Annotated in this window: 14 protein-coding genes and 3 pseudogenes; 10 read left to right on the forward strand and 7 right to left on the reverse strand. The window is 42.2% G+C overall.

Features of this window, described 5'->3' with window-relative positions:
* Positions 1–708: a CDP-alcohol phosphatidyltransferase family protein gene (locus BJP34_RS15540; protein ID WP_158517242.1), complete on the forward strand. Its 708-nt coding sequence runs from the start codon at positions 1–3 to the stop codon at positions 706–708.
* Positions 709–808: 100 nt separating this feature from the next.
* A complete protein-coding gene (locus tag BJP34_RS15545) occupies positions 809–1,456 on the forward strand; it encodes a class I SAM-dependent DNA methyltransferase (protein WP_070393123.1) in 648 nt (215 codons plus the stop codon).
* A 104-nt stretch (positions 1,457–1,560) separates the two neighbouring features.
* Here the strand turns inward: BJP34_RS15545 and BJP34_RS15550 are convergent, their stop codons facing one another.
* Together BJP34_RS15550 and BJP34_RS39915 are read right to left on the reverse strand one after the other, a co-directional pair.
* Positions 1,561–2,400: a class I SAM-dependent methyltransferase gene (locus BJP34_RS15550; RefSeq protein WP_070393124.1), complete on the reverse strand. Its 840-nt coding sequence runs from the start codon at positions 2,398–2,400 to the stop codon at positions 1,561–1,563.
* A gap of 84 nt (positions 2,401–2,484) precedes the next feature.
* A complete protein-coding gene (locus BJP34_RS39915; RefSeq protein WP_149030997.1) occupies positions 2,485–2,664 on the reverse strand; it encodes a hypothetical protein in 180 nt (59 codons plus the stop codon).
* Between the two features lie 135 nt (positions 2,665–2,799).
* On the opposite strand from BJP34_RS39915, the gene BJP34_RS15555 reads away from it, so the two are divergent.
* The 3 genes from BJP34_RS15555 to BJP34_RS15565 all read left to right on the forward strand — a co-directional run bounded on the left by BJP34_RS15555 (position 2,800) and on the right by BJP34_RS15565 (position 5,334).
* Entirely contained in the window at positions 2,800–3,648 is an 849-nt protein-coding gene (locus tag BJP34_RS15555; protein ID WP_070393125.1) for an aspartyl/asparaginyl beta-hydroxylase domain-containing protein, read from the forward strand.
* Between the two features lie 316 nt (positions 3,649–3,964).
* A complete protein-coding gene (locus tag BJP34_RS15560) occupies positions 3,965–4,591 on the forward strand; it encodes a class I SAM-dependent methyltransferase (RefSeq protein WP_229424386.1) in 627 nt (208 codons plus the stop codon).
* Positions 4,591–5,334 carry an NTP transferase domain-containing protein gene (locus BJP34_RS15565; protein WP_070393127.1) on the forward strand — a complete coding sequence of 248 codons (744 nt, stop codon included), beginning with the start codon at positions 4,591–4,593 and terminating at the stop codon, positions 5,332–5,334. Before BJP34_RS15560 ends, BJP34_RS15565 begins: the two co-directional genes overlap by 1 nt.
* Before the next feature lie 108 nt (positions 5,335–5,442).
* Here the strand turns inward: BJP34_RS15565 and BJP34_RS50440 are convergent.
* The 3 genes and pseudogenes from BJP34_RS50440 to BJP34_RS15570 form a co-directional block, all read right to left on the reverse strand.
* A pseudogene (locus BJP34_RS50440) lies at positions 5,443–5,556 on the reverse strand (IS630 family transposase); the annotation flags it as partial.
* 18 nt (positions 5,557–5,574) lie between these two features.
* A pseudogene (locus BJP34_RS36910) lies at positions 5,575–5,763 on the reverse strand (ISKra4 family transposase); the annotation flags it as partial.
* A complete protein-coding gene (locus tag BJP34_RS15570) occupies positions 5,762–6,211 on the reverse strand; it encodes a hypothetical protein (RefSeq protein ID WP_070393128.1) in 450 nt (149 codons plus the stop codon). The gene BJP34_RS15570 and the pseudogene BJP34_RS36910, both read right to left, overlap by 2 nt.
* Before the next feature lie 324 nt (positions 6,212–6,535).
* Between BJP34_RS15570 and cobA the strand changes: the two genes are divergently transcribed.
* Complete coding sequence (gene cobA / locus BJP34_RS15575; protein WP_070393129.1) at positions 6,536–8,197, forward strand: uroporphyrinogen-III C-methyltransferase; 1,662 nt, start codon at positions 6,536–6,538, stop codon at positions 8,195–8,197.
* 87 nt (positions 8,198–8,284) lie between these two features.
* Positions 8,285–9,046, forward strand: coding sequence for a CmcI family methyltransferase (locus BJP34_RS15580; protein ID WP_070393130.1), 762 nt, complete (start codon positions 8,285–8,287; stop codon positions 9,044–9,046).
* A gap of 165 nt (positions 9,047–9,211) precedes the next feature.
* Here BJP34_RS15580 and BJP34_RS15585 read toward each other — a convergent pair whose 3' ends face one another.
* Positions 9,212–9,514, reverse strand: coding sequence for a phytanoyl-CoA dioxygenase family protein (locus BJP34_RS15585; protein ID WP_070393131.1), 303 nt, complete (start codon positions 9,512–9,514; stop codon positions 9,212–9,214).
* A 112-nt stretch (positions 9,515–9,626) separates the two neighbouring features.
* Here BJP34_RS15585 and BJP34_RS47505 point away from each other — a divergent pair.
* Positions 9,627–10,168 (forward strand): annotated as a pseudogene (locus BJP34_RS47505) (hypothetical protein); the annotation flags it as partial.
* 76 nt (positions 10,169–10,244) lie between these two features.
* On the opposite strand, the gene BJP34_RS15590 reads toward BJP34_RS47505, so the two are convergent.
* A complete protein-coding gene (locus BJP34_RS15590; protein ID WP_070393132.1) occupies positions 10,245–10,841 on the reverse strand; it encodes a hypothetical protein in 597 nt (198 codons plus the stop codon).
* Between the two features lie 159 nt (positions 10,842–11,000).
* Between BJP34_RS15590 and BJP34_RS36920 the strand changes: the two genes are divergently transcribed.
* Together BJP34_RS36920 and BJP34_RS15595 are read left to right on the forward strand one after the other, a co-directional pair.
* Positions 11,001–11,237: a hypothetical protein gene (locus tag BJP34_RS36920; protein WP_158517243.1), complete on the forward strand. Its 237-nt coding sequence runs from the start codon at positions 11,001–11,003 to the stop codon at positions 11,235–11,237.
* Positions 11,238–11,294: 57 nt separating this feature from the next.
* A complete protein-coding gene (locus BJP34_RS15595; protein WP_070393133.1) occupies positions 11,295–11,903 on the forward strand; it encodes a TetR/AcrR family transcriptional regulator in 609 nt (202 codons plus the stop codon).
* Positions 11,904–11,973: the final 70 nt, after the last annotated feature.

The raw sequence follows: 11,973 nt of genomic DNA on the forward strand, positions 1-11,973 counted from the left end.
GTGATTAAACCGAATCACATTACATTATTTAGATTGATTTTAATTTTTATAGCTTTTGTTTCATGGTATCTTGTTCCCCCTCCATACTATATGTATATTGGTGTGTTATTTTATATAGCATTTTTATTGGATGCTGTTGATGGATGGTTAGCTAGAACAAAGGACTTAAAAACAGATTTCGGTAAGTATTTCGATCCTATTGTAGACTATATAGGTTTCCTAGCCTTGTATGTGATTAGCATTGAAATGGGAATTCTCCCGATATGGTTTGTTTTTCTAGCTCTGACAAGAGATTTTTTAGCAACATTTGCAAGACAGATATTAAATTTAAATAATATTGTCATTGAAGCCAATGTTATTGCTAAATTAAAAGCGGTATATATTGGTTATCCTTTGGTAGGGCTTTATTGGTATAAAATTTATGGGTTTTCAAGTGAATGGTTGTTTATTGTTATTGGGTTACACATACTACTAGAAGGTCGAATTTTTGGATATTCGGATCCTTTAGAAAATCGTTGGAATTCTATAATATTGTGTTTCGCAACTATTGCAGTAGTTACCTTAACTACATTAAGACCTGTAAATGAGAGTCTTTTTGATTTGACTGTGTTATTCATACTTATAACTCAATCATTGATCTGGGTTTCTGGTATTCAATATTTATGGGATGCCAGAGAGTACATAATGAAATCATTTGAATCAAACTAATCACTGTAAATAATTTTAAAGTCTGTATAAAACATTGATAAATATGCTAGAGTATCAATGAACAATAAGTAATTATAGTTAGACTAAAAGAGAATAATTAATGACTAATAATCAACAAGCACAATTCTTATCTAAGTGGTCAAACAGATGGAACACTGAAATCGCCGAAGTTGAAAAAGAATATGATACTTTAGCTCAAGTGTATGAGGATCAAGTCTTGAATTGGCAGTATGCTTGTCATCAGGTTGCTGCTGAACTGATGGCAAAGTTTGTTGCTAGCGATGGGAAAATTTTGGATCTCGGATGTGGAACCGGACTTGCTGGACAAGCTCTTCGAGAACAAGGTTATCAAACCATAATTGGAGTTGACATTTCCCAAAACTCTTTGGACATTGCTAGGGATAAACATATTTATACTGCTCTATATAAAGCAGATATACAGCAAGAACTGCCATTTCAAGATCATGAATTTGATGGAATCATTTCCACTGCTGTGCTTACTAATATGGAAACGTCAAATGTGTTGTATAAGTTTTTCCGATTAGTAAAACCGGGAGGATATCTGGTGTTTACAAACCGAGAGGATATCCACTATCAAAAACAATTCGACGTTACCTTAAACAAGATGGAGTCAGAAGGCATGTTAAAACCAGCCTATCTTTCGCCACCACAACCCTATCTTCCCCATAATCAGGATTATGCAGAGAAGATCAAAGTTCTTTATTGCGCCTATCAGCTGTGCATTTGATGTCTCTGTGGGCTGTTGCCGAAGCTTGCGCCTTAGCTCATAGCACCGGAGAGTCTAAAAGGTCGTTAATTCACGTCCTTCTAGCAATTAAACGATGGAGGCTCTCAACTCGGTTTCTTGTAGGCATAAACAAAAGTTGTTTGCCCCAATTTTTGGCGCAAACTTTCCCGTTGCTCAAGATAGTGAACGATGCTTCCATCCTTGTTCATATTCCGAACTCGCTCCAATGCTTGTTCTAATTCCCCTTGCCTGACCAAAGACCAAGTAGAATCACCATTCCGATAGGTTTGCTTGAGGGGGCCTTCTGGGTCAAGGTAATTGTCACCTTGCATCACAGCATGAATTGGGACAACAATGCCCCCAAAGCAAAAGCCAGCTTGATCCAATTTCTGAGTAATCGATGCTATTGGTGGCATACGTTTAGCGATTCTCGATACCGCGTCTGGAATCAGATCAGCCCACCAAAATCCATCATAAACCTGTGGATGACTGCTGGTATTACAGACAAAGACGCCTTGGGGACGCAGCACTCGATACGCTTGCTCAAACACCTGGTTCAGTTCAGGAAAATTTTCCTGAGCTGCGTCCTGCGAACCCAAGTGATGGAGAACCTGGTTACACATTATCCCATCAAAGGTCTCATTCTCATAGGGAAGATCGAGAAGACTGCCTTGATCTAAGTGAATATTGGGGTCATTGCGGAACTTTTCTGTTGCTTGCGCCAACATTCCCCCATTGAATTCTAGACCCCACAGGCTATTGACTTTACTCTTCAAGGCTTGGATATAGTTTCCAGTACCACACCCACCATCCAAGATCACCTGCTCTGGCAAAGGACGAGGGGTAGTCGCAAAGCAACCCAATAAAATCTCAACCCCGATTGGGATACGAGTTGTGTCGTAGCTTTTGGATGTATCCTGATAGTTTTCATATTCCTTTATCATGCCTTTGCTTTTACCATTATCGGTGCCATAGATGATGTTCTATGTACTCATAATACTACACTGAGGTATACAATAAATATGTTTTTATGGTCGTTGCTGAATTAAGCAATTAATAGGATTGGGGTGGGCATCCTGCCTGCCCGAAAATATTGATAACGGGCAAGATGCCCGTTCCACCAATATGCCCATTCCACCAAGATGTTCGTTCCACAACAATATGCCGGTTCCAGCAAGATGCCCGTTCCACCAATATGCCCATTCCACAAGTTTACCCCCCTGCAGGATTGATCAACTTAAAGTTAGCCTCAGAAATTAGATCACATCATTATCCGCTTAACTTTTCAAGGAGGTAGCATTAGGAACGAGAATATTATATACAATTAACCATAAATATTAACGATGAAAAAATACATTAAATATATCCAAGATTCTCGGGTTATCGCTAGATTATTAAATGGTGTAGAATCAGAAAATTTAAACAACTTATTTTGGTATGACTTACCCTTAAAATATGCAGTCAGTTGGCGCGGAATTTTCCACATATTTAACGAACACATATTCCAACGAAAACGAGATGCGATCGCTAAAAATTACGACATCAATACTATTTACTATTCCGACAGGGAAGAAGATGGTATAAACCATCCCAACCCTAGTGTTTGGTACTGTAAATCCCTCAACAGTAAACCGTGGTTTTATGATAACGATGAAATTAAATCAACTCTCGAACAAAATGCAGAAATAATTATATCTGAGTACAACAAAATAGATGAATATATGAAAGAACATCCCGATAATGTTAGCTTAATGGGGTCAGGTCAATGGAATGGTATATTTATTTTTTCTACCGGGGCAGAGAAACAAGCTATAGCAAATTTATGCCCAAAAACACTTTCAATAATCGAAAAACTACCCCTTTGTATTAACTTTGGTTTTGTGCTGTTTTCCCAGTTAGTTTCTGATAGTCATATATTGCCCCATAGTGGTTCTTCAAACTTAAGATTGAGATACCATTTAGGAGTGCGAGTGCCCGAACCAGAAAGTGCTAAAATACGAGTAGGGAATGAATGGCGCTTTTGGCAGCAATCTAAAGCTATGGCATTTGACGATTCATTTGAGCATGAAATATTGCATCAAGGGAAAAAATCAAGAGTTGTCTTAGTTATCGATGTATGGCATCCTTCATTAAGTGAAGAAGATATAAAAATACTAAGTCATCCAGTTTTTGCAACTTATGGTAAACTGTGACGGATAAATATTACGTTAGTCAGTTCTGTTGGCGTTCGCTTAAACTGGTCAATAAAATAATCCAATCTGAATAATTTATATAAATCTGATCTCAAAATTTTAATGTGTTCTCTACAAACACCATATAAGATGATTTCTATCTTTTCCCAAATCATAATTGCTGAATAGAGATGCTCACTCTAGACAAAGTAATACATTAGGGTGTAACATACATATTGTTTTAGAGCTATTTAAAGATTAGACATTGCAGAACAATTGGCACGACATCTGGAATCGGAGACAGGCTGATGAGGCAGAGCAGCCAACTTTACTTTCTTTGCTGGTTGCAAATGGCTACGATCCTCCCTGGTCATCAGGTGTGCAAGAATCTGGCTGGATGGCTTATGGGAAGCATATCGCGGCTCGGCTCAACATCACCCCAAAGGATTCATTGTTGGAAGTCGGGTGTGGTGCGGGTGCTTTTCTCTATCCGTTTTACCAACAAGGAAACCCCGTCGCGGGAATTGACTACTCAGCTAACTTGGTCAAGATTGCCCGAGTGGCCATGCCCCAAGCCACGATCAGGGTAGGAGAAGCGATTGATCTACCAAGAGACCGTCAATTCGATGTTGTGTTGTCAGGGGGGGTCTTCCATTATTTCCCAACCTATGACTATGCAGCAGAGGTCCTCCGGGGCATGGTTCAAATCGCCCAGAAAAGTATTGGCATTCTTGATGTTCCGGATCTCTCTAAGCAGGAAGCAGCAATCAGTGCCCGGAAAGCAGCCATAGGAGATGCGGAATATGAGCAGAGGTATCGGGGACTCGATCATTTGTACTACAGCAAGGACTGGTTCCAGCAAGTTCTGGCAACTGAGTCGGTTCAGGTAACGACTGAAGATCAATGTCTTCAAGGCTACGACAATAGCAAATACCGTTTCAATGTCTTGATTGATAAACACTAATGAAAGTAGAAACAGCCGTTATTCTAGCTGCTGGCATGGGCACTAGACTCCAGGAAATAGGGCAATCGGCTCCTAAAGGGTTTCTCCAGTTGGGAGAGCGCCCTATTATTGAGGAATCCATAGAGCGACTGACTGACTGCGGTATGCAGCGCATCATCATTGTCACTGGTCATTTATCTGACTTTTATGAGCGTCTGCAGCAACGTTTTAATGATCAGATATTGACGGTTCATAACCCACACTATGCTGAATCAGGTACCATGTATTCCCTCTATTGTGCCCGTGAGCTGATTGAGGGTGATTTTCTGTTGTTGGAATCAGATTTGATTTACGAAAAGCGTGCTTTAACAGCAGTCTTGAACTTTCCTAAAGACAATGTAGTCTTGCTATCTGGCCAAACCAATGCTGGCGATGAAGTGTATGTGGAAACCTCAGGTGAGACAATCGTTGCGATGTCTAAAAATAAGGCTGAACTGGGGAGTCAAATTGCCGGTGAAATGGTCGGTATTTCCAAAATATCCCAGCCTTTGTTTCAAAGCATGTTGGCGCAAGCCAGCCTAAGATTTAAAACAAGCCTCAAGCTGAATTATGAAACTGATGGGCTGATAGCAGCAGCAAAATCCTATCCAGTTTACTATACGGTGATTAGGGATCTACTCTGGGGAGAAATTGATGACCGATACCAGCTTGCCAGAGCTAGAGAGCAAATCTATCCAGCAATTCTCCAGAAAGATGCTCAGTGATATCATGTCCGGTTGAATACTTATACTAGGCGTGAATCGAAGGCAGAGGGCAGAAGGCAGAAGGCAGAAGTAAAGGAGTAAGATTTCATTGTATAGCGTTTCTAGGACTCATGAGGTACAGTAACAACAATGAGTAAACCAGTTATGAATATTTTCTTGAGTCACCTTCAGGATTGCGGAGGTAATCCCATCAATTAAATCTTTAGGGTGCGGCTCTTTTAAAAAGACAAAGAATAAGGTTTAGACAGGTATAGCAAGAGTAGGAGGAGCATTAGTAGAGCAACAAGCTTGAAAGAGTCGTTTCATTAAAGGAATACCATCTTTATACAAAGCCAGGTGATGACGTTTATGTTCCTGCTTTAAGTGAAAGCGCCAATATTCATGTCCTACACCACTAATATAAAGGGAGCGAAGACGTAAAACCGCCTCATACCGAGTTGCATTCAAAGAGAGTAGATTGGTTGGATAGGGAGATAGGGAGATAGGGAGATGGGGAGATGGGGAGATAGGGAGATAGGGAGATTGGCGGAAGAGAAAGTTGTACCTTTGAGCGCAACTTGGTATCAGCACCCATAAGACTCCATCTAGCTCCAGTAAGATCCATGCGGTCTTTAATCAGATGACGACAAGCACCATTCTTCACCCCGGTAGCAATGGGAAGACCAGCTTTCAAGTAATCATTGTATTGGAGGTCAATAGTATAAACTGAAGCTACTGTTGCCATAGGTTTGGCATTGCGCTTTTCCCCTAAGGTTAATCGTTTATCTGAGGGGGTGACATGAGCCATAAAAAGCTTGCTATATATGGCTTTGAGGCCAGTTAACTCAGGTAAGATACAGTCCCAAATTAACTCTCGATTGATTTTATCGAAGCTCAAACCCTTATACCTACCTCCAATTCCGGCGTTGCTTAATAATGGAATGATTTTAAGAGTTTTTAGGTGCGACGCAAGAAACAGCCCTGCTCCCAGGCTCCCAAAGAGATCCGGAGTATTGGACGATAAAAAAAACTCCTAGATTTACATCTCAAATACAAACGCTATATAATAGATATCTTGCAAAAGTATTGTTCTGATAGTGTTTATGTCAATTCTCGTCCACTGTTCCCTGTTCCCGTCTTGATGCAGTCGCTCATGGGGGAAACCCCCGCATGAAGGCGCTGCATCGCTGTTCCCTGTTCCCGACAACTGCCGCGAAGTCTAATGACTAATCACAACAAGGGAAAAATTTACATCGTAGGTGCTGGTCCAGGAGATGTTAACTACTTAACCGTAAGGGGGCAACAACTGCTGACTCAAGCTGAAGTGTTGGTATATGATGCTTTGGTAGATTCCCTTTTATTGCAACTGGTGCCCTGTGATTGTCAACTGTTCCATGTAGGGAAACGGGGTGGACGCCCTTCTACACCCCAACCTAGGATTAACCAACTGCTGGTAGAGCAATGCCGACAAGGCAAGCAAGTGGTAAGGCTAAAAAGTGGTGACCCGTTTATTTTCGGGCGCTCTAGCTCAGAAATTCAGGCATTGATTGCTGCTGAGTGTCAGTTTGAGGTGATACCAGGCATTTCCTCAGCCCTAGCAGCTCCCTTACTAGCGGGAATTCCTTTAACAGACTCCGTTTTGAGCAAATGCTTTGCGGTTGTCACTGCTCATCAGCCAGAGCAACTAGATTGGGAAGCACTAGCAAGAATCGACACCTTGGCGATTTTAATGGGAGGACGTCATCTAGCAGAAATTGTCCAACAGCTACAACGCTATGGGCGATCGCATCAGACCCCCATTGCTCTGATTCGGAATGGTGGACGCCCCCAGCAACAGGTTTGGCTGGGTACTTTAAGCACTATATTAAAGCAAACCCTTGGTATATCCCTCTCACCTGTGGTAATTGTAGTTGGTGAAGTAGTGGGCTTAAGGGCATCTATGGGATTAGCTGATCAAGACCAGTCGAACAGTGAAGGTTGTCAAGACAAGCATCAACCGGTAACCGAAACTACCAAAGTGCTTACTGGAAAAACTGTATTAGTTACCCGTTCCGCTAGTCAATCCCAAAAATTTAACCAGCTCCTGGAACAAGAAGGAGCGACTATTATCGAAATGCCCACCTTGGTGATTACTCCTCCTTCCAGTTGGGCTGGATTAGATTATGCGATCGCTAATCTCGCTAACTTCGATTGGTTGATTCTCACCTCTAGCAATGGGGTGGATTACTTTTTTAAACGATTACTGGATAATGGTAAAGATGCCCGTGCTTTAGTAGGGATTAAGATTGCTGTGGTGGGTAAGAAAACTGCGGCGAGTCTGAAACAACACAATTTACAACCCGACTTTATCCCACCAAACTTTGTGGCTGATTCTTTGGTGGAACATTTTCCAGAGTCTTTAACTAACAAACAAGTGCTTTTCCCCCGAGTGGAAACCGGTGGGCGAGAGGTGTTAGTGAAAGAACTAATGGAAAAAGGTGCTCAAGTTGTAGAAGTTGCTGCCTATGAGTCTGGTTGTCCAGATTACATGGCTCCTGCTATTTTAGATGCTTGGCAACAGAGAGCAATAGATATTGTTACGTTTGCTAGTTCTAAAACCGTCAAGAATTTTTACAAACTACTCAAGCAAGCTTTTAACTCTTCAACGGAAACTATCCAACTCTACTCTAATGCTGACGGCGAACAATCTGCACCCTCAAAAACTCTCCATTCCCTTTTAAAAAATGTCTGTATCGCTTCGATTGGTCCCCAAACTTCCGAAAGCTGTCGCCAGTTGCTAGGCAGAGTATATGTGGAAGCAGTTGAATATACTTTAGAAGGTTTAACTGAGGCGATTGTGGGATGGGAGACTGGGAGATATGGAAACATAGAAAAGCATAGATAATGTGATTTCATGGAATCCCACTACTAACAAAAAGCCAGGGAAAACGCATCTAAAGTTGTAATTATTAACACAGAGAAGTCCAATATTATGAGCTACCAAACAGCAATCCAATTAGCAAAACACAAGCAGGAACCATTAAAAACTGATCGGTTTGTCAAAATTTCCGCTCGAGAATATCGCAGCGATCTTCCGGAAGCAGCGTGGAAAAATCTGTTGCAAAACAACTATTTACAAACCTGGAAAGGGATAATATTGGGTAAAGGCATTACGGAAATCACGCTTTACCCAATGCTGCTACACGAACTGCAACCGAAAACCATTATTGAAATAGGCGCATTCAACGGGGGCAGTGCAATTTGGTTGGCAGATCTAATGGAGATGTTGGGAATTGAAAGTAAGATCTACTCAATGGATATCGATCTGTCTCTCCTAGACGAAAAGGCAAAAGATGACCAGAGAGTGCAGTTTATCCAGGGAGATTCTAATCAGATTGAATCTGTATTTACTCGGGAACTACTCTCGACTCTACCTCATCCCTGGTTCGTCACTGAAGATGCTCACGTAAATTCAGTAGGAATTTTAGACTATTTTCACAAAAACGGTTTTGAGAGTGGCGACTACATAATAATTGAAGATACTAACCCATTTGTGTGGAAACCTGGATGGAAAGACGAGGATATTTACTGGGACGAAACGCCAGAAGATGAAATGCAAGGTGAATCTATTATGGCAGATCTGCAAGGTTGGCTGAAAAACCACGAAGACGAGTATCTGATAGACAGTTATTACCTCGATCTGTTTGGATACAACGTTTCCAAGAACTGGAATTCAGTGCTCAAGAAAGTTTGAATAAAATCAACATCAGTGTTGAACGACTTCTCGGGCAAGTCCATAGGGCAATGTGTTTATTTGTTGTCATCCTGTTTATTCCTTTCTCAACTCCAAAATTAGGCATTAGATTAACGCTGCTCAAAGAATCTAATTTGTTCTGCTCCCACTCTTTGTTTCAATGGTTTATAGGATTAAGGCTTGTTCTGGTAAAGGTTTGATTGCTCTATAGTCTCGACCAACTAAGAAGTCAGGACGCGGATTGTCTACGGCAATCGGAATATTGTCAGGAATATTGTCAATACTATTATAGGTTATAATAGCAATTTTTCTTGAAAAGGGAGAAATATTATTAGCTGAGCCATGAACGCAATTAGGACGAAAAAATAACACAGTTCCCGGTTTACCTTTGGGCGCTTCTATTCCATATTTTTCTCTGAAGGGGTGACGAAACAGCCTGAAAGGCTGGCTATGTAAAGGTAGTAGCATTTTGTGGTAAAAAAAAGTAGGTCTCTAAATTTGCAACAAGACCTACTTATCGACAATGTTACCAGCATTTTACCAAAACCACCTAAGGTGCGCTTTCCGCATTAAGAATTAAATTCGCCACGGGTCGCACCTAAAAAGTCAATTGAGTCTAGCCGAATATATTTTATTGAAAATTTTGCTCAATCTCTTACAGTCAATTAAAAAAGTTAACTTAGAAAAAATAGCCAATGCTCTCCCTTTACCCATTAAATTTGAAAGTAGAAGAAAAAGAATTCGAAGGTGCGCTTTCCGTTGGCTAATTAAATTCGCCACGGGTCGCACCTAAAGATTTTTATCATTACCAAACTTAACACTTGAAAAAAATTGGTTACCAATAGTTGAAGAATTATTGAAAGCATACTTTACCTCGGAAAGCCTAATTTATCTAGCAATTAATAGAACAAATTGGGGTCGTATTAACTTAGTCATGGTTAGTCTCATTTGGGATAAAAGCGATGCAGCGCGGTCTTGGGGGTCTCCCCCATGAGCAACTGCCGTGGTTCCCCCCATGAGCGACTGCATCAAGACAGGGCATTTCCAATCTATTTTACTTTGTTGCCAAAGTTAGGGAGTAGTAATTTAACAGAACAAAAAAGTGTCTTGTCCAAGGTTATCCAGGGTAATTGTCATTGTAATCACCTCACAACTAGAATTATTTCTGTCAAACACCACAAATCAGTGGCAGCAAATCTTATCGCCTTTCCCTAGGGCGATAAGGGGTTTCCTTAAGCAAATGACTGACCAATATTTTTAGAAAAAACAAAGGCAGAAACCATTCCAAACCAGGCATTGGGGGAAATAGATAGCGATCGCCCAACAGTCCTAAGCTGTAAAGCCCTAGGGCCACTGGACGTTGAAGATACAAGGGAGACAGCAAAATCAAGACTGATGCCCCCAACAGGTAGCTAGACACACCGATAAAAAATCCCCAATCTCCCCCACGAAAGAGCAGCGCCACTAACAAGACATGGATGACATGAACAGACACAAATCCTAAATGCTGCTGCCAACGCTGTTCCGGTCGGTGATACCAAGCCTTAGCGGTGGAGGTAGCATTGGTGAGGACACCCCCCACTAAATCCAGGGCAAGAACAGCGATCAGTCCTAATTGCAACGGGCTCCACTGTATTGGGAGGGTCAGGGCGTAGGTTGGAGCTGCTACCAAAGCCACCAGCGACGGTACAAATTGTATGAGCAACTCAGCTTGGGTTGCCCCTGGTCCGGTGAAGCGATCAAGCAAACCTTTCAGACCAGAGCGAGGGGAGGGACAAGTCAGCTCAGAGTGCATTAGGTTAACCTCATAACAGTTGTTATGCTATAAATATAACAACTGTTATGATAAGCTGTCAATAGGCATTGAGACTTTGTTTATGTCCCACTGTATATCTGGTGTATATCTGGTTATAGCGCTTTATAGCCTAATGAGGTACACAGGATTTTTTCCCTCTTGCCTCTTGCCTCTTGCCTATTGCCTATTGCCTTCCCCTCCTGGGAGGGGTTAGGGGTGGGTTGCCTCTTGCCTCTTGCCTATTGCCTATTGCCTATTGCCTCTTGCCTCTTGCCTCTTGCCTATTGCCTCTTGCCTATTGCCTATTGCCTCTTGCCTATTGCCTCTTGCCTTCCCCTCCTGGGAGGGGTTAGGGGTGGGTTGCCTCTTGCCTCTTGCCTCTTGCCTCTTGCCTAAAACCCAGGACTCTGTACCTCACCCAATTAAAAACCTCTATAGTTTCCGTTAATGCTCATGTCCCAACAGGATCGCCGCCTTGAAGTTTCTGAAGCCGCCTGGCGAGTTATTGTCCGAGAGGGGTTAGATCGCACCAGTATGCGCGCGATCGCCCAAGAGCTTGGTTGCACCACCGGAGTTGTTACTCACCACTTTCGAGATAAGCAGGAGCTGATTCTCTTTGCCCTTAATCAAGTAACTCAGCGTCTGCAAAAAACGATGCAGGCTGCAACAGAGCACGCTAGGGGAGTCGATCGACTAGTAGAAATGCTATCTGCGTTTTTGCCACTAGACACTGAACGGCAAGATATTCTGAAGGTCTGGGTGGCCTTTTTGGGATATGCCATTGGACGAGAATCCCTGATGGCTGAGCATCAACAGAGTGCTGCTCAGCTCCGTGAGGTGATTATTCAGGAATTGAAAGCTCTACAGTCCGCCAAACTGATTCGAGCTAACATAGAGCCAGAGTTAGAAGCCAACGCCCTGTTAGCCCTAGTCAATGGGGTTAGCCTCGACTCCCTGATTCAAGCCAAACGCCTTAGCCCTGACCAGCAACAGATTGTAATTCGGCGCTACGTTAACGAGTTGCTGTCTACCCATGCTATCCCTGGCTCTGGTAATCCCTAAATTTAGCACATTGATACAAGCTGCCAAAGCTGTTGTAGTCAAATCTAGCATGCATGCCTCTTGCCAATGC

This window comes from Moorena producens PAL-8-15-08-1 (assembly GCF_001767235.1).
GTDB classification, from domain to species: domain Bacteria; phylum Cyanobacteriota; class Cyanobacteriia; order Cyanobacteriales; family Coleofasciculaceae; genus Moorena; species Moorena producens_A.